Source organism: Burkholderia sp. TSV86 (genome assembly GCF_001522865.1).
Taxonomy (GTDB): domain Bacteria; phylum Pseudomonadota; class Gammaproteobacteria; order Burkholderiales; family Burkholderiaceae; genus Burkholderia.
Genome location: NZ_LOWB01000021.1, coordinates 135,367 through 153,492 on the forward strand (window position 1 = coordinate 135,367; position 18,126 = coordinate 153,492).

General features: G+C 66.2%; 15 protein-coding genes. 8 read left to right on the forward strand and 7 right to left on the reverse strand.

The features are described 5' to 3' along the window. Positions 1-91: 91 nt before the first annotated feature. The 4 genes from WS68_RS02735 to WS68_RS02750 all read right to left on the reverse strand — a co-directional run bounded on the left by WS68_RS02735 (position 92) and on the right by WS68_RS02750 (position 4,790). Complete coding sequence (locus WS68_RS02735; protein WP_059569561.1) at positions 92-568, reverse strand: DNA-deoxyinosine glycosylase; 477 nt, start codon at positions 566-568, stop codon at positions 92-94. Then, positions 568-1,233 (reverse strand): chorismate--pyruvate lyase family protein, encoded by a 666-nt coding sequence (locus WS68_RS02740; RefSeq protein ID WP_059569333.1) that lies wholly within the window; start codon positions 1,231-1,233, stop codon positions 568-570. Before WS68_RS02740 ends, WS68_RS02735 begins: the two co-directional genes overlap by 1 nt. Continuing rightward, entirely contained in the window at positions 1,233-3,131 is a 1,899-nt protein-coding gene (gene htpG, locus WS68_RS02745; protein ID WP_059569334.1) for a molecular chaperone HtpG, read from the reverse strand. The genes WS68_RS02740 and htpG overlap by 1 nt, the downstream gene beginning before the upstream one ends. Positions 3,132-3,335: 204 nt before the next feature. Next, positions 3,336-4,790, reverse strand: coding sequence for an aminotransferase-like domain-containing protein (locus tag WS68_RS02750; RefSeq protein WP_059569335.1), 1,455 nt, complete (start codon positions 4,788-4,790; stop codon positions 3,336-3,338). 298 nt (positions 4,791-5,088) lie between these two features. Between WS68_RS02750 and WS68_RS02755 the strand changes: the two genes are divergently transcribed. From WS68_RS02755 to WS68_RS02785, 7 genes are all read left to right on the forward strand, one after another. Next, positions 5,089-5,775: a VOC family protein gene (locus WS68_RS02755; RefSeq protein WP_059569336.1), complete on the forward strand. Its 687-nt coding sequence runs from the start codon at positions 5,089-5,091 to the stop codon at positions 5,773-5,775. Positions 5,776-5,819: 44 nt separating this feature from the next. After that, positions 5,820-6,728, forward strand: coding sequence for a DMT family transporter (locus WS68_RS02760; RefSeq protein ID WP_059569337.1), 909 nt, complete (start codon positions 5,820-5,822; stop codon positions 6,726-6,728). A gap of 61 nt (positions 6,729-6,789) precedes the next feature. Then, positions 6,790-7,971 carry an aminotransferase-like domain-containing protein gene (locus WS68_RS02765; RefSeq protein WP_059569338.1) on the forward strand — a complete coding sequence of 394 codons (1,182 nt, stop codon included), beginning with the start codon at positions 6,790-6,792 and terminating at the stop codon, positions 7,969-7,971. A gap of 69 nt (positions 7,972-8,040) precedes the next feature. Next, positions 8,041-8,508, forward strand: coding sequence for a RidA family protein (locus tag WS68_RS02770; protein ID WP_059569339.1), 468 nt, complete (start codon positions 8,041-8,043; stop codon positions 8,506-8,508). A 4-nt stretch (positions 8,509-8,512) separates the two neighbouring features. Then, the gene (locus WS68_RS02775) at positions 8,513-9,415 is read left to right on the forward strand and encodes a PhzF family phenazine biosynthesis protein (RefSeq protein ID WP_059569340.1); all 903 of its coding nucleotides are present in this window, start codon (positions 8,513-8,515) and stop codon (positions 9,413-9,415) included. A gap of 157 nt (positions 9,416-9,572) precedes the next feature. Further along, the gene (locus WS68_RS02780; RefSeq protein ID WP_059569341.1) at positions 9,573-11,930 is read left to right on the forward strand and encodes a bifunctional diguanylate cyclase/phosphodiesterase; all 2,358 of its coding nucleotides are present in this window, start codon (positions 9,573-9,575) and stop codon (positions 11,928-11,930) included. A 182-nt stretch (positions 11,931-12,112) separates the two neighbouring features. After that, positions 12,113-13,321 carry a chromate transporter gene (locus WS68_RS02785; protein WP_059569562.1) on the forward strand — a complete coding sequence of 403 codons (1,209 nt, stop codon included), beginning with the start codon at positions 12,113-12,115 and terminating at the stop codon, positions 13,319-13,321. 146 nt (positions 13,322-13,467) lie between these two features. Here the strand turns inward: WS68_RS02785 and WS68_RS02790 are convergent, their stop codons facing one another. Beyond that, the gene (locus tag WS68_RS02790) at positions 13,468-13,923 is read right to left on the reverse strand and encodes a multidrug/biocide efflux PACE transporter (RefSeq protein ID WP_059569342.1); all 456 of its coding nucleotides are present in this window, start codon (positions 13,921-13,923) and stop codon (positions 13,468-13,470) included. A 92-nt stretch (positions 13,924-14,015) separates the two neighbouring features. Here WS68_RS02790 and WS68_RS02795 point away from each other — a divergent pair, with 92 nt between their 5' ends. After that, positions 14,016-14,900 (forward strand): LysR family transcriptional regulator, encoded by an 885-nt coding sequence (locus WS68_RS02795; RefSeq protein ID WP_059569343.1) that lies wholly within the window; start codon positions 14,016-14,018, stop codon positions 14,898-14,900. Between the two features lie 103 nt (positions 14,901-15,003). Here the strand turns inward: WS68_RS02795 and WS68_RS02800 are convergent, their stop codons facing one another. Then, positions 15,004-15,462 (reverse strand): CopD family protein, encoded by a 459-nt coding sequence (locus WS68_RS02800; protein ID WP_059569344.1) that lies wholly within the window; start codon positions 15,460-15,462, stop codon positions 15,004-15,006. Positions 15,463-15,749: 287 nt separating this feature from the next. Beyond that, positions 15,750-18,068 (reverse strand): DNA topoisomerase IV subunit A, encoded by a 2,319-nt coding sequence (gene parC, locus WS68_RS02805; RefSeq protein WP_059569345.1) that lies wholly within the window; start codon positions 18,066-18,068, stop codon positions 15,750-15,752. Positions 18,069-18,126: the final 58 nt, after the last annotated feature.

Here is an 18,126-nt window from a genome sequence, read left to right on the forward strand (position 1 = left end):
GCGCCTATTTCCGCGCCCGCCGCGCAGTTGCCGCGCAGTTGCCGCGCCCGCGCAAGCGCATCGCGCAGCGGCAACGCGCCGGAACAACCGCTCAGCCGACGATCCCCCGCCAGGCCGCCAGCTTCTGCTCGAACGACAGCATCGCATTCGCCGGGCTCGACGACGGCAGCACGAGCGTGTCGTAACCAGCCGCGGCAATTACTTTTTCGAAGCGCCCGGCCGTCTTGCCGTTGAAGCAGACCTTCGCGAGCTTGGGCGCGACTTCGCGCAGCGCGTCGAAATCGTTCGGCTGCGCATGGCGGATCGCCGCATCGAGGCTGCCCTCGCGCTGGCATGCGGCAAGCACGTCCCAAATGCCGAAGCCGTGCGCGAGCACACGCACAAGGCGCGCTTCGTATCGCAGATCATGCAGCCCGGGCTCGCCAAGCACCGCGCCGAGCAAACGCCAGAACTGATTGCGCGGATGCGCGTAATACTGCGCGGCGGCGAGCGACGCCTCGCCGGGAAAGCTGCCGAGAATCAGCGTATGCGTATCGGCAGACACGACTGGAGCAAACCCGCGCAGCATCAATCCGCCCTCGCGCCGCACGCACGCCGCTCGCCGTGCGCGTCGAGATGCCGCCACAACGCGGGCAACAGGCACTCCGTCACCATCAGCGCCGCGCCGTGTCGCTCGAATACCGAACGGCGCGCGGCGAACGCGTGCGGCGCCGCGACGATCGCGGCAGCCATCCCAGCGCTGCCGGCACGGTCGCAGACCGTGCCGGTCATGCGCTTGTCCGTGCCCGCGAGCGCACGCACCGACAGCATAAACAGCGGGTGCCGGGCGATCACGCGCCGGCTCACGAGCGGCGAGCGCGTCACCTCGGTATCGCTGTACAGCAGCTCCGCGAGCGGCCGCGTACGCAACCGGCGGATCGCCTGCCAGACACCTCTGCTCGCGGCAATCGGCGCGATGCTGTGCGCGGCGACGAACGGCACACCATCGACCGCGAGCACGACCTCGCGCACCCAAACGGGCACGCGCGCCGCGCACGCGAGCGCGGCATGCTCGTCGGCCCACGGCGTCGCGACGGCCTCGCGCGTCACGCGCACCGTCACGTCGCCGAGCCGCGCGAGATGCGCGGTCAGTGACCCGCCGCGCGTGAGCCAATCCTTCTGCGCGGCCGACGCGCCGGCGCGCGGCGTCTCGCGCCAATGCGCGTCGGCCGCATCGAACCGCACTCGCGCCATCAGAGCGCGCGCGACAACAGCAACGCGTTGGTCCGCTTGACGAAGCTCGCCGGGTCCTCAAGCGCGCCGCCCTCGGCAAGCATCGCCTGCTCGAACAACAGATGGCACCATTCGCCGAAATCGGCCGCATCGGTCTTCAGCGCCTTGACGAGCGGATGTTCGGGATTCACTTCGAGGATCGGCTGGAAGGTCGGCGCTTGCTGGCCGGCGGCCTTCAGCATCCGTTGCAGATAGCCGCTCATGTCGTTGTCGTCGGCGACGAGGCACGACGGCGAATCGGTCAGGCGGAACGTGACGCGCACGTCCTTGACCTTGTCGCCGAGCGTTTCCTTGATCTTGTCGACGACGGGCTTGAACGCCTCGCCGGTCTGCTCCTGGGCCTTCTTCTCCTCGTCGTTCAGCGCGCCGAGATCGAGATCGCCGCGCGCCACGCTCGCGAGCGGCTTGCCGTCGAACTCGTGCAGGAACGACAGCATCCACTCGTCGACGCGATCGGTAAGCAGCAGCACCTCGACGCCCTTCTTGCGGAACACTTCGAGATGCGGGCTGTTCTTCGCGGCCTGCCACGTATCGGCCGTCACGTAATAAATCTTGGTCTGCTCGGGCTTCATGCGCGCGACGTAATCGGCGAGCGACACGTTTTGCTCGTCGGTGTCGCCGTGCGTCGATGCGAAACGCAGCAGCTTCGCGACCCGCTCGCGGTTCGCGTGATCTTCGCCCACGCCCTCCTTGAGCACCTGGCCGAACTCACGCCAGAACGTGCGGTACTTTTCCCGACCGGCATCGTCTTGCGCATTCGCCAGCTCCTCGAGCATCGACAACGCGCGCTTGGTCACGCCTTCGCGAATCGCCTTCACGTCGCGGCTTTCCTGCAAAATTTCGCGCGACACGTTGAGCGGCAAATCGGACGAATCGACCACGCCCTTCACGAAACGCAGATATTGCGGCAACAATTGCTCGGCGTCGTCCATGATGAACACGCGCTTCACGTACAGCTTCAGGCCGCCGCGATAATCGCGGTTCCACAGATCGAACGGTGCATGCGACGGCACGTACAGCAGTTGCGTGTACTCGCTGCGGCCCTCGACACGGTTGTGCGTCCACGCGAGCGGGTCCTGATGGTCGTGCGCGAGATGCTGGTAAAACTGCTGATACTGCTCGTCGGTGATGTCGCTTTTCGCGCGGGTCCACAGCGCGCTGGCTTGATTGACGGTCTCGTCTTCGTCCTTCTGGACCATCTCGCCCTTTTCCTGATCCCACTCTTCCTTCTTCATCAGGATCGGCAGCGCGACGTGATCCGAGTATTTCTGCACGATCGACTTCAGCCGGTAGGCCGACAGCAGCTCGTCCTCGCCGTCGCGCAGATGCAGCGTGATCGTCGTGCCGCGCGCGGCGCGCTCGATCGTGTCGATCGAGAAGTCGCCCTCGCCCGCGCTTTCCCAGCGCACGCCGTCCGCCGCGGGCAGCCCCGCGCGGCGGGTCTCGACGGTGATCTTGTCGGCGACGATGAAGCCGGAGTAGAAGCCCACGCCGAACTGGCCGATCAGCGCGGCATCCTTCTGCTGGTCGCCGGAGAGCTTCGAGAAGAATTCCTTCGTACCCGAGCGCGCAATCGTGCCGAGGTTCGCGATCGCCTCGTCGCGGCTCATGCCGATGCCGTTGTCGTCGATCGTGATCGTCCGCGCGGCTTTGTCGAATGCGATGCGGATACGCAGGTTCGGATCGCTCTCGTACAGCGCGTTGTTTTCCAGAGCCTCGAAACGGAGCTTGTCAGCGGCGTCGGACGCGTTCGACACGAGTTCGCGCAGAAAGATTTCCTTGTTGCTGTAAAGCGAGTGGATCATCAGGTGGAGGAGTTGCTTGACCTCCGCCTGAAAGCTCATGGTTTGCTGAGTCATCTTGGTTTACCTGTTGATTGCGTCAGGGTGGACACGGTCTACATGGGTACGGCCGGTTAGGTACGGCCGGTTAGGCACGGCCGGCTTCGATGTAACGTTTTCGATTTACGACCCTATCGGGGCCGGCGCGCGGCGGCCCGCGCCGCTCGACCGCGAGCGCAGATAAGGGCGTTCGCGCGAATTTCAAGAGGCGCGCGCGCAATCTCACGGCGCACGGCGCCCTACGCTGTCCAGATAACGCGACAGGAACGCGGGCAGCGCCGGATCGCCGCAATTGGCCACATTGAAGCGCGTCCATGTCGACGGCGACTGCTTCGGCGAAAAAAGGCTGCCCGGCGTCAGCAGGAAGCCCGCCTCGTGCGCGGCCGCCGCGAGCGCGTCGGAATCGACGCCCGTGTCGGCCCACAGGAACATGCCGGCCGCCGGTGTCGCGAACAGCCGCATGCCGGCGCGCTCGATCATTCGCGCGGTCTTGTCGCGCACGCCGTCGAGCCGCGCGCGCAACCGCTCGACGTGACGCCGGTAATGCCCTTCGGTGAGCACCTTGTACAACACGCGCTCGTTCAACTCGGGCGTGGTCAGCCCGGCCAGCATCTTCTGATCGGTCAGCACCGTCGCACGCTCCGGCGCGCATGCGATATAGCCGACCCGCAGATTCGGCGCGAGCGTCTTCGAGTAGCTGCCCAGGAAAATCACGCGCTTCAACTGATCGAGGCTCGCCAGGCGCGTGGCCGAATAGTTCGGCGCGCATAGATCGCCATAGACATCGTCCTCGACGACGAGAAAATCATATGTTTCAGCAAGCTTGAGAATCCGGAACGCCTGCGCGGCCGACAGCGACGTGCCCGTCGGATTCTGCAACACGGAATTGATCACGAGCATCTTCGGGCGCCAAAGCTGCACGAGGTGCTCGAGCGCGTCGAGATCGGGGCCGTCGGGCGTATACGGCATCCCGACGAGCTGTGCGCCCTGCGACGCGAAACGGCCGAACATTTGGAACCACGCCGGGTCGCCGACAATCACCGCATCGCCGGCGCTGACATACTGACGCGCGATCAGATCGATCGCCTGCGTGATGCCGGACACGAGCACGATCTGCTCGGGCGTCGCGCCGATCTCGATTTCGGCAAGCCGCGTCTGCAATTGCTGGCGCAGCGGCAAAAAACCCTGCGCGGAGCCGAAGCCGAGCATCTGCGCGCCGGCCTGCCGGCCAAGCGCGCGCAACGCACCCCCGATCAATTCGCCGTCGAGCCAGCGGCTGGGCAGATAGCCCAGCCCCGGCCCCTTTTCCGGGCTGACCGTATGCAGCATGTTGCGCAGCAGCCAGACGACGTCGATCGTGTTATGCGCGGGCGGTGCATCCGCGCCGCCCGCGAGCGCGACGGCAGGCGGTCCGGCCACGCGCTCGCGCACGTAAAAGCCCGAGCCGCGGCGCGAATCGAGATAGCCCTGCGCGACGAGCCGCTCGTAAGCCTCGACGACCGTGAAGCGTGACACGCTCTTGTCGAGCGCGAGCTTGCGGATCGACGGCATGCGCATGCCGGGCCGGAACACGCGCTCGTCGATCCGGCGGCGCGCCCATTGAACCAACTGGTCGACAAGCGTGAGCGTCGCGGTATCGTGCGGCGCCGGGATCTGCTCAAGCGGGACGGTGGACATCGCGGCTCTCCAACCTGGAACTGTACAGAAAATTATTGCATCGATTGTACCGTTACTGTGCCGGTCAGCACGATTACAGTGTTTCGGGTCGATGGTATGCGCGGCCGCGGCCTGCTCACCCCAAAGACACCTGGAAGACGCGAGCCAAGCGCGGCACGGCGGGCTGACAAGATCGCGGCGCCGCGCCCGCAACGGCCTGGCAGACGCGACATCCGCCAAGCCGCGCGCCTATGCCGCGCGCATGTTCCAACCGGCATCCGCCAAACCGATTCCATTTTCCCGATTCCGTTTTCGACCCATGGCTGCTCATCCACTGACACTCGATCATCTCGTTGTCGCGGCGCGCACGCTCGACGAAGGCACCCGATATGTCGCCGACACGCTCGGCATCGAGCCCGCGGGCGGCGGCGCGCATGCGTCGATGCGCACGCACAACCGTCTGTTCGGCTTGTGGGGCGGCGCGTATCTCGAGGTGATCGCGCCCGATCCCGACGCACCGCCGCCCGCTGCCGGCGAAGCGCCGCGGCCCCGGCTCTTCGGTCTCGACGATCCGGGCACCCGCGCGCGGCTCGAGCACGGCCCGTATCTCGCGCACTGGGTGGCGCGCGTGGAGCGGCCATGCGAGCTGGGCCGGTGGCAGCGGCAATATCCTGCGCGCATTGCGCGCGTCGTGCCGATGTCGCGCGGCGATTTCCACTGGCGGCTGACGGTTCCCGACGACGGCGCGCTGCCCGCGTGGCAACACGCGGGCGACGGCGTGCTGCCGTCGCTGATCCAATGGCAAGACGCACGCCATCCGTCCGATACGCTGCCGCACGGCGGCATCGCGTTAAAGAAGCTCAACGGCGTGCACCCTCGGGCGCACGCGCTGCGCGAGCAACTCGCGTGGCTGCGCGCCGCGCATCTGATCGATATCGACGCGTGCGACACGCCCGCGCTCGTTGCCGAATTCGAAACCCCGGCAGGCATGCGCACGCTGCGCTGACGCGCGCCGCCCCGCAACCTGCCCGCCACAAGGACCCCGCCTCGATGGATTCACGCGAAACCCGCGGCATGCTGCTCGGCCTCATCGGCGTGATGATCTTCAGTCTCACGCTGCCGATGACGCGCATCGCCGTCACCGAACTCCACCCGCTTCTGAACGGCCTGGGCCGCGCGCTTGCCGCCGCCGTGCCGGCGGCGCTGCTGCTCGCGCTGCGCCGCGAAGCCCTGCCCACCCGCGCGCAGCTCAAAAGCCTGGGCATCACGTCGGCGGGCGTGATCATCGCGTTCCCGGTGCTGTCCGCGTGGGCGATGAAAACCGTGCCTGCATCGCACGGCGCGGTCGTCGGCGGGCTGCAGCCGCTCTTCGTCGCGGTGTATGCGGCGTGGCTGTCGCACGAGCGTGCGTCAAAAGCGTTCTGGGCATGCGCGCTCGCGGGCAGTGCGATCGTCGTCGCATTCGCGCTGCGCGACGGCAGCGGCACGTTCCAAGTGGGCGATCTGCTGATGCTCGGCGCGGTGGGCTTCGGCGCGCTCGGTTACGCGCAAGGCGCGCGGCTCGCGCGCGAGATGGGCGGCTGGCAGGTGATTTGCTGGGCGCTCGTCGTGTCCGCGCCGTTTCTCGCGCTGCCGGTCGGCTGGCTTGCGTGGACGCACCACGTCGCGCATCCGCAGCCCATATCGCCGCGCGTGTGGTTCGCGTTCGGCTACGTGACGCTGTTCTCGCAGCTCATCGGCTTCTTCGCGTGGTACGCGGCGCTCGCGATGGGCGGCACCGCGCGCGTGGGGCAAGTACAACTGCTGCAAATCTTCTTCACGATCGCGTTTTCGGCGCTCTGTTTCGGCGAAACCGTCGCGCCGTCGACGTGGCTGTTCGCCGCCGCCGTGATCGCAACCGTCATGCTCGGCCGACGCACCACGATCACCGCCGCACCGCTGCCGGCTCGCGCGGGCTGATCCGGCGAGCGATAATCGCTTCCTTGCATCCCATTCACTACGATACCGAACGAGGAGACACATGAATTCGAGCGATCTCAAGCCGCCCCGCTGGACCCTGTCCGAACGCGCACGCAAGCTCACCAGCTCGGCGATCCGCGAAATTCTGAAAGTAACCGAGCGTCCCGAGGTGATCTCGTTCGCAGGCGGCCTGCCCGCGCCCGCGACGTTCCCGGCTGAGCGCATGCGCGAGGCCGCCGATCGCGTGCTGCGCGACGCGCCCGGCGCCGCGCTGCAATACAGCGCGACCGAGGGCTTTCTGCCGCTGCGCGAGTGGATCGCGCAGCGCTACCGCGTGCGCACGACGCAAGTGCTCATCACGACGGGCTCGCAACAGGCGCTCGATCTGCTCGGCAAGGCGCTCGTCGATCCGGGCAGCCGCGTGCTCGTCGAGACGCCGACCTATCTCGGCGCGTTGCAATCGTTCTCGCTGTACGAGCCGGACTACGTGCAGGTGCCGACCGACGACGCCGGCCTGCTGCCCGACGCGCTGTCGCCCGAACTGACCCGCGGCGCGCGTCTTCTGTACGCGCAGCCGAACTTCCAGAACCCGACCGGCCGGCGGCTTCCCGTCGAGCGCCGCCGCGCGCTCGCCGCGCTCGCGCAGACAAGCCCGTTCCCGGTGCTCGAGGACGATCCCTACGGCGCGCTCAATTACGCGGGCGAGCCGCTGCCGACGATGCTATCGATGGCGCCCGAGCATGTCGTCCATCTCGGCACGTTCTCGAAGGTGCTCGCGCCGGGTTTGCGGATCGGCTATATCATTGCGCCCGAGGAGCTGCACTTCAAGCTCGTGCAGGCCAAGCAGGCGACGGACCTGCATACGCCGTCGCTCACGCAGCGCATCGCATACGAAGTGATCAAGGATGGCTTCCTCGACACGCACATCCCGGCCATCCGCCAGCTTTACGCCGCGCAGTGCGACGCGATGCTCGCGTCGCTCGCGCGGCATATGCCGCCAGGCGTGAGCTGGAACCGCCCGGAAGGCGGGATGTTCATCTGGGTGAAACTGCCTGCGCAGATCGACAGCATGCAGTTGCTCGACGCCGCGGTGGCCAATCATGTCGCCTTCGTGCCGGGCGCGCCGTTTTTCGCGAACGACGCGCAGCAGAACACGCTGCGGCTGTCGTTCGTCACGGTGCCGCCCGAGCGGATCGAAGAAGGCGTCGCGCGGCTCGGCAAGCTGCTGCGCGAACGCCTGTGACAGGCCGCTGGCGGCCGGCTTCACTCAGCCATTCACATTGTTACGATTGACAGAAAGGACAGCAACGCCATGGCGAACGTCTACGACAAACTGAAGGAACTCGAAATCGAACTGCCCGCCGCCGGCGCGCCGGCCGCCGCTTATGTGATGAGCGCGCAAAGCGGCAACACCGTGTATCTGTCCGGCCACATCGCGAAAAAGGATGGCAAGGTGTGGGCCGGCAAGCTCGGTCACGATCTGAGCACGGAAGACGGCAAGGCCGCCGCGCGCGCGGTCGCGATCGACCTGCTCGCGACGCTGCACGCGCACACGGGCGATCTGAACCGCGTGAAGCGGATCGTCAAGGTGATGAGCCTCGTGAATTCGACGCTCGAATTCACCGAACAGCATCTGGTCACGAACGGCGCGTCCGAGCTGATCGCCGAAGTGTTCGGCGACGCCGGCAAGCATGCGCGCTCGGCGTTCGGCGTCGCGCAGATCCCGCTTGGCGCGTGCGTCGAGATCGAGCTGATCGCCGAAGTCTCAGGCGACGCATAACGCGATGGCCGCGCGCACCGTCGCACCGGGCGCCATCGAGACGGTGCGCTTCAAGCAGGTCGATGTGTTCACGTCGACGCCGTTCAAGGGCAATCCGCTCGCCGTCGTGTTCGACGCCGATGCGCTCGACGATGCGGCCATGCGCGCGATCGCGCATTGGACCCACCTGTCCGAGACCACCTTCATCGTCGCGCCGACCGATCCCGGCGCCGACTATCGGGTACGGATCTTCACGCCGGGCGGCGAGCTGCCGTTCGCCGGCCATCCAACGCTCGGCACCGCGCATGCGTTCGTCGAAGCCGGCGGGCAACCGAAGACGCCCGGCAGGCTCGTCCAGCAATGTGGCGCGGGGCTCGTCGAGCTGGCCGAGCGCGACGGCGGCTGGGCATTCGCCGCACCGCCCGCGCGCGTCACGCCGCTGCCCGAGCGCGACTATCCGGCGCTCGCGGCCGCGTTGCGCACCGAGTCGGTCGATTACGCCGGCATGCCGCCGCAAGCGGTCGACAACGGCGCGCCATGGCTCGTCGTGCGGCTCGCATCGGCGGCCGATTGCTTGACGCTTGCTCCCGATTACGCGGCGCTCGCGCCGCTCGCCGCCGCGATGGACACGCACGGCGTCGCGGTATACGGGCCGCATCCGGCGGGCGGCCCTGCGACGTTCGAGGTACGCTGCTTGATGCTCGACGACGCATTCGGCACGGGCGAAGACCCCGTCACCGGCAGCGCGAACGCGGCGATCGCCGGCCTGCTCACCGATGCGGGGCGCCCGCCCGGCTCGCGCTACACGGCCCGCCAAGGCACCGCGATCGGACGAGACGGCCGTATCGGCGTCGCATACGAAGCCGGCAAGATCTGGATCGGCGGCGCGAGCGTGACGGTCATCGACGGCCGCATCCGCTTGCGTTGAAGCGCCGGCGCGCGCCGGCCGGCTAGCGATAGCTTGTCCGGGATAAATTCCAGCACGGTCATTCAGTAATATCGGACCTCATCGGCCATCTCAATTTTGGCCGTTCATCCCGTCATCCCGTCGAATCGACCATGCGCGAAAGGACACCTCCCGTCCGATGAGCCCGTTTCGGTCACATGCTTCCCGTACCGGGAGACCGGTACGCGTGCCGCGCATGTCGCGCCGCCGCGCGCTATTTGCGATTCCGTTGCTCGGCACGCTCGCGCTCGTGCTGCTGTGGGTCGTGATCATCGCGCGCCTGTCCGTCGAGAAAGACGGCGCCTATCGCGAGGCCACGGCGTCGGCCGCGATCCTGTCGGCCGCGCTCGAACAGCATACGGTCAAGGCAATCCATCAGGTTGACCAGATCACCCGCTTCGTCAAATACGAGTTCGAGAAATCGCCCACGCACTTCAATCTCGCGAACACGGTCGAAAAAGGCGTGGTGCCGAGCGACACGCTGATCCAGGTGTCGCTGATCGACGCACACGGAAAGCTCATCGCGAGTACGGCCGATGTGCACCCGAAACCCATCGACCTGTCCGATCGCGAGCACTTCAAATTCCACGCGCAACGCAACGACAATCAGCTCTATATCAGCCGCCCGGTGCTCGGCCGCGTGTCCGGCCGCTGGACGCTGCAGATGACGCGGCGCCTGAACCATCCGGACGGCACGTTCGCGGGAATCGTCGTTGTATCCGAGGATCCGAACTACTTCACGAGCGACTTCTATAACAACGCGGCAATCGGCAGGGATGGCGTGATCGCCGTGGTCTCCGACACCGGCGCCGTATTGGCGCGCCGCACCGGCACCAACGAGCGGGCGCTCGGCGCGTTCACGGCCTCGGGCGTGTATTCGTCGCCGGAGCGCGCGTCGGGCGCCTATGTCGATCCGATCGACGGCATCGCGCGAATCGTGTCGTATCGCCATCTCGACGGCTATCCGCTCGGCGTGCTGGTGGGGCTGTCGCAGGCCGAGGAATTCGCCGATTACCGCCACACGCGCAACATCTACCTGCTGATGACGGGCTTCATCACGCTCGCGATGCTGTCGTTCTTCGGCGTGGCGACCGGCTTGATCGGCAAGCTGCTCGGCCGCGAGCGCGAAATGACGCAACTGGCCGAATACGATCTGCTCACCGGCCTCGCGAACCGCTATGCGACGCTGCGCGGGTTGCGCAACGATGTCGCGCAGGCCTCGAGCTTGTCGCGGCTCGCGCTCCTCTTCATCGATCTCGACAACTTCAAAACCGTCAACGATACGCTCGGCCACAATGCCGGCGACATCGTGCTGCAAATGACGGCCGCGCGGTTATCCGACGCGGTCGGCAACGAAGGCGCGCTCGCGCGCATCGGCGGCGACGAGTTCGTCGTCGTGGTCAAGGGCGACCATGTCGAGCGGCGCGCCGAGCGCCTCGCAGCGGCGATCATCCAGATGTTCTCCGCGCCGTTCGACGTGCGCGGCAGCACGTTCGTACTGCACGCAAGCATCGGCATCGCGCTGCATTCGGTGGCGAACGAGAGCGAAATCGACCTGCTGAAAAAGGCCGACCTTGCGATGTACAGCGCGAAGGACTCAGGCAAGAACTGCTATCAGTTCTATGCGCCGCATCTGTCGCATCGCGCCGATCATTTGATGCGATGGGAGCAACAATTGCGCGTTGCGTTGTCGAATGAGCAACTCTTCCTCGCGTATCAGCCGAAGATCGATCTTGCGCAACGCTGTATAACCGGCTTCGAAGCGCTCGTGCGCTGGGATCATCCCGAGCACGGCGTGATTTCGGCGAATGAATTTATTTCGATTGCCGAATCAACCGGGCTCATCGTGCCGATCGGCGGTTTCGTGATCCAGAGCGCATGTGAGCAGCTCGCGCGCTGGCGCGACGAGGGCCTCGATACGCTGACGCTTGCCGTCAATATCTCGCCCGTCCAGTTCTGGCGCGGCGACCTGATCGAGACGATCGCGCACGCGCTCGCGCAGACGGGCATCGAAGCGCGACGCCTCGAAATCGAAATCACCGAGACCGCGATGATGGAATATCCGGAACTGGTATCGGAAAAAATCGCCGCGCTGAAAAAGCTCGGCATTCGCGTCGCACTCGACGATTTCGGCACCGGCTATTCGTCGCTGTCGTATCTGCAACGCTTCTCGGTCGATACGCTGAAGGTCGACCGCTCGTTCATTCAGGCGGTGCCGACCGACCGCAACGTCTGCGTCATGGTGTCGTCGATCGTGCATCTGGCGCACGCGCTCGGGCTCACGGTGGTTGTCGAAGGCACCGAGACGCAAGAGCAGATTGCGTGGCTCGCCGCGCTCGGCCAGATCGAGGCGCAAGGCTTTCTGTTCTCGCGCCCCGTGCCCGCGGACGGCATCGCCGCCCTGCTCGCGCGCTTCGGCGTCTGCGGCCGCACGACGCGGCGCGACGCGAGCACGGAAATGGCAAGCGTCGCTAAACAATCGATCGGTCGAAACTAAACAAACGATGCGCCGCGCGCCATGCGCGGTGATTGGCCAGGTAAACGGGCACCGCGGCCGTATCCGCCTAAAATTTTCGCGATCCTCAAAAATCCGAAAAAACGCGGCGTCCCGGTGGCACAATGACAGCCAAGTTTCGATGCATGCCAGGCCGGGCGTGCACGATCCATCCGAACATCATCATGCCAATGACAAACCTCAACGCCACGTTACGCGGCGAGCAGGAGCCGCTGTGGACACTGTTCAGGACCGTAGCCGGCGTGTCCGCCGTGTCCTGGGGCGGCTTGGCGATGATGGCCCAGCTCGAACGGCATTACGTCGAGCGGCAGCGGCGCATCGATGCGGCGTCGTTCGCGGATCTCGTCTCGCTTGCTTGGATGATCCCCGGCCCCGTCGGCTGCAATGTCGCGATTCAGGTCGGCCATGTGCTGCGCGGCCCTGCCGGCGCGTGGACCGCCGGCGCGGCGAGCGTGCTGCCGTTCTTCGCGGCGATGACGCTATTCGCGATTTTCTACCGGACGCCGTTCGTCCGCTCCCTCGCGTCGCCCGTGCTGCTTCATCACTTCGGCATGGTGCTCGCCGCGCTGATCGGGCTCACTTGGTTCAGGCAAGTTCGCACGCTCGTGCATGCGCCGCTCGAGCGCAGCATTGCCGCGCTCGCTACCGTACTGCTCGCGCTCGCGCATCGTCCCGCGGCGTTCGTCGCCATTCTCACCGCGGCATTCGCCACCGGCTGGCTTGCCACCGGGCGGTTGCACAGCGAGCCGATGCGGCTTGCGGTGCCCGCGCGCGAATTGCGGCTTCTGATCCTGTTCGCGATCCTGATTGCCCTCTTCGCACTGCCACTGCCCATCCGATATCAAATACCGCTGCTATGGCCGCGGCTGGCGGGCGCCGGCATGATGCTTTTCGGCGGCGGCTTCTCCGCGCTGCCGGTGCTGAAGTCGCTGTTCGTCACGAGCGCGACGGGCATCTCCGAGCAGGATTTCATGCTCGCGTTCACGCTGTCGCCGGTGTCGCCGGGGCCGCTGTTGAACGTCGTGCCGTTTCTCGGCTATCTCGAAGACGGCTGGCGCGGCGCGCTGCTGTCAACCATCGCGCTCTTCGTGCCGTCGGGCTGTCTGGTCGTGTTCGCGCGCCAGCACGTCGAGCGCCTGAAATGCCACCCGCGCTTCGCAAACGGCATGCGCGTGCTGCGCGCCGCCACCACGGCCTTTCTCGCGATCGCGTCCGCGCGCCTCATCGCGAAAACGCCCGCCGAGCCAATGTACTGGGCGACGGGCGCGCTCGCGTGGCTGTGCCTCGCGTGCTTCAAGATGCCCGTCTATGCCATATACGGCGCGGTTGCGGCTGGCTGCGGCGGCTGGCTGATTTTGTCCGCGCACGGCTGAGGCGGCCTGCGCCCTGCCGGCCGCGTTTTCACGGCAAAACACCGGCAGCCACGCCGAAAAAATCAGCGCACGAAGCATAAAAAAAGCCGGCAGTCACGCCGGCTTTTGTCTCGAACCCCTGCAATCGATTCGCTTCGCGTTCGTCATCAGGCCACCGCCCTTTGCGCAACCCAGCGCGTGCGCAGGCGATCGTAGCCCAGGTTGAACAGGAACGTGTACGGCAAGAAGAACAGCAGGATGCCGAGGTCGAGCAACAGTGCCTCGAACAAACTGATTTCGAGCCACCACGACGCAAGCGGCAGCGCCATCGCGATCAGGCCGAGTTCGAACACGATCGCATGAACCGCGCGCAACGCCAGCGTGCGCGTCAAGCGGTAACGACGCTCGATCCGCTCGAACAACGCGTTGAACCCCATGTTCCACGCCATCGCAATCAACGACACCACGGCAGTCAACGCACCGACATGCACGAGCGACAAGCCGAGCAACCAGCTCATGAACGGCGCACAGATGGCGATCGCGGTCGCTTCGAAGACGAGCGCGTGAATCAGGCGCTCGGTCAGGGTTTTTTGCGGGATTAGCTTTTGCATGAACATCTCCATCGGTCAACGACATGACACTATTTTTATCGGATTGACCGAAATTATCCAATTAAATAATATCGGTTTTTCCGATATAAAAAGGACGATGCGCCATGCGCCATTCCCCCGAAGCGCTGCTCGCGTTTGCCGAAGCGGCCGCCCTTGGGTCGTTCTCCGCCGCCGCGCGCAAGCTCGGCAAGCGGCAGTCGACCATCAGCGAGGCGATCGCGAATCTCGAAATCGACCTTGGCGTGACACTGTTCGACCGTTCGACCCGTCAGCCGACGCTGACCGACGCCGCCCGCGCGCTGCTTCCCGACGTGCATCGCGTGCTGGAGGCCAGCGAGGCGATCGATCAGGTCGCCGCCCGCTTGGCGGGCGGCGAGGAAGCGCGGCTGACGCTTGTCGTATCGGACACCTACCAATCGAGCCGGTACGAGCAAACGCTCGCGGAACTCGATCGCCGCTTTCCGACACTGGAATTCGAATGCCAGATCGCCGAACACGACGACGTGCTCGACCTGATCCAACAAGGGCGCGCGCAGCTCGGGCTGATGGCGGCACGCAGCACGTACCCGCCCGACATCGGCGCGGCGACGATCGCCGAACGCTCGGAAATCGGTCTCTACGTCGGCTTGCAGCATCCGTTCGCGGCGCACGGCAACGCCGAAGTGCCGCTTGCCGCGTTGCACGACGCCCGCGAGCTGCGGCTCAACACGTATGTGGCGCCACATGGCGAGCGCATCGAGACAGGGCTGGTTGCGGGCAGGCGCTACTGGTCGGCGCCGAGTTATCTGCTGCTGTTGGAAATGGCGGTCGCGGGATTCGGCTGGGCGGAACTGCCGCGTTGGATGGTCGAGCATTTCGCGCGCGAACGGCTCGTTGAACTCAATGCGCGCGGCTGGCCGCGGCGGGTGCCCGTCGACGCGGTATGGTCGCGCAGCAGGCCACTCGGGCCGGCCGGGTCATGGCTTTTGGACACGATGCTCGCTGCGTGACGCCCGGCGCATACCGGCCGTGCCCCAGCATTCGCGCGCGGCCCGAAGCGGCAACGAAGCGCGAAAGCCGGCGTGAAACCGGCTTGCCGTCGCGAATCGGCGATCAGAAGCCGCGCGACAACACTGCCGCCCCGGTCGTCACGACGCCGAGCACGAGATTCACGACGACGAGCAAACGCATCGCATTGACGGCGCGCGCGCCGTCCGGCCAGTTCTGCGCCTGCACCGCGCGGCGAATGCGCGGAAAAATCGCGAAGCGAACATGGCCGAAGATCAGCATCATCACGATGCCGAGTCCCGCCATCGCATGCAGCGGCCAACTCGCGTGCGCGCCGCCGAAGCTCATCAGCAAAACTCCGCCCGTCAGCAGGATCGCGATCACCGCGCCCGCAACCCAGTTGAAGAAGCGGCCGAACACCGCCTCGACGAGCGGCAGGCGAAGCTGCGGTGACAGATCGGACAACGCGGGACGTAGACAAAAGTGCGCGAACACCATGCCGCCGATCCATACCGCGACCGCGAGCAAATGGACGAACAAGGCGACGGCTATGGCGTGAGACATGTGAGGAACCCTGGTTGTTTTTCAGATTGCAGCGCCGCGCGGCGCGCGGCACGATGAGCGCGTTCGACAGCCGCAGCGCGCAACGGTTCAGCGCAATTGGCCACAATGACTCACGGTCGGCGCAAAACCCGCCGCGCCGCCGGCCCCCGAACCACCGCAGCCCCCGCTGGCGCCGAACGGCCACGGCCGAATAACCTCGTTGGCCATCCGAAGCCAGCCGCCGCCCGGCGCGAATGCGCATTCGCAATCCCAAACCGCCAGGCAAAGCCGGCCGCGCCGCTTGCCCTTCAGCCGAGCACCGGCCGCAACCCGGCGATCTTCAGCTTCGTATCCGGCGTGCGCCCTTTACGCGCGCGCTTGCCGATATGCGGCTCGAGCGCGCCGCCGGCGAGCGTTTCTTCCTGCACCTTGCCGCCGCGCCCCGTGCCGGTCAGCACCACGCCCGTCGCGCCGACGGCCAGCGCCTGCACGAGCGTCTCCTTCGGGTCGAGCGCCATCAGCGTCACGCCGCGCCCGCCGCCCGCGAGCGTCTTCATCTCGTCGATGCCGAACACGAGCAGACGCCCGCCGCTCGACAAACACGCGACCATCGCCGCATCTGGCGGCACCGGCATCGGCGCGAGCGGAGCCGCGCCATCGTCGATCGTCATGAACGCCTTGCCCGCCTTCACGCGGCTCACCATATCGCCGACCTTCGCGACGAAGCCGAAGCCGTTGCTCGATGCGAGCAGAAGCGGCTGTTCGGCCGGCGCGGCGAAGTAATGCAGCAGGTGCGAGCCCGATTCAAGCTCGATCAGCGACGTGACCGGCACGCCGTCGCCACGCCCGCCCGGCAACAACTGCACCGGCACCGAATAGACGCGGCCCGAGCTGCCCCATGCGATCAGCGTGTCCGGCGTGCGGCACTGGAACGCCGCGTACAGGCCGTCGCCCGCCTTGAACGAGAAGCTGGCCGGATCGAGCCCGTGGCCCTTCAGCGCACGCACCCAGCCTTTTTGCGAGACCACCACCGTCACCGGCTCGTCGACGACCTTCGCCTCGAACGTCGCGCGCTTTTCCTGCTGGATCAGCGTGCGGCGCTCGTCGCCGAATTGCTTCGCGTCAGCCTCGATCTCCTTGATCATCAGCCGCTTCATCGCGCTGTCGTTGGCGAGCAGTTCCTCGAGCTTGTCCTTCTCGGCGCGCAATTCGTCGAGTTCCTTCTCGATCTTGATCTTCTCGAGCCGCGCCAATTGGCGCAGACGAATTTCGAGAATGTCGTCGGCTTGCCGCTCGGTCAGCTCGAACGCTTTAATCAGCGCAGCCTTCGGTTCGTCCGATTCGCGAATGATGCGGATCACTTCGTCGATGTTCAAAAAGACGATCATCCGCCCTTCGAGGATGTGGATCCGGTCGTTCACCTTGCCGAGCCGATGGCGGCAGCGGCGCGTGACGGTGGCCTGACGGAACCGCACCCACTCGCCGAGAATCGACGCCAGCCCCTTCTGCGCGGGCCGCCCGTCCTCGCCGATCATCACCAGGTTCAGCGGCGCATTCGATTCGAGGCTCGTGTGCGCGAGCAGCGAGTTGACGAACTCGGTCTGGTCGATCGTGCGCGACTTCGGTTCGAACACGAGCCGCACGGGCGCATCCTTGCCCGATTCGTCGCGCACCGCGTCGAGCAAATCGAGCATCGCCTTCTTCGTATTGGCCTGCTCTTGCGTGAGCGTCTTCTTGCCGGCCTTGAGCTTCGGGTTCGTCAGCTCCTCGATTTCCTCGAGCACCTTCTGGCACGACGTGTTCGGCGGCAGTTCGGTGACGACCAGCTGCCACTGGCCGCGCGCGAGATCCTCGATCTTCCAGCGCGCGCGCACCTTGAGGCTGCCGCGGCCCGTCTCGTAAGCGGCCGAAATCTCGGCGTCGCTCGAGATGATCTGCCCGCCGCCCGGAAAATCCGGCCCCGGCACCAGTTGCATGAGTTCCGCGTGCGGCAACGCCGGCTGGCGGATCAGCGCGACGGCGGCGGCCGCGACCTCGCGCAGGTTGTGCGACGGAATCTCGGTCGCCAACCCGACCGCGATCCCGGACGCGCCGTTCAGCAGCACGAACGGCAGCCGGCTCGGCAGCAGCTTCGGCTCGTCGAACGAGCCGTCGTAGTTCGGCATGAAATCGACGGTGCCTTGGTCGATCTCGTCGAGCAGCAGCTTCGCGATCGGCGTGAGGCGCGCTTCGGTATAGCGCATCGCCGCCGCGCCGTCGCCGTCGCGCGAGCCGAAGTTGCCCTGGCCGTCGATCAGCGGATAGCGCATCGAGAAATCCTGCGCGAGCCGCACGAGCGCGTCATACGCGGACTGGTCGCCATGCGGGTGATACTTGCCGAGCACGTCGCCGACGACGCGCGCGGACTTCACGGGCTTCGCGCTGTCGCCGAGGCCCATCTCGTTCATCGCGTAGAGAATGCGCCGCTGCACGGGCTTCTGGCCGTCGCAGACGTCGGGCAGCGCGCGCCCCTTCACGACGCTCACCGCGTAGTCGAGATACTGGCGCTCCGCGTAGCGGCCGAGCGTCAGATAATCGCCCTCGGGCGCGGCCGGCTCGGCGAAAAGATCGGGAGTGTTGTCGTCCATCTAGATTCCGTGTCCGTATATGCGATGCGTGCAATGCCGGGCGCGCGCCCGGCTTCGC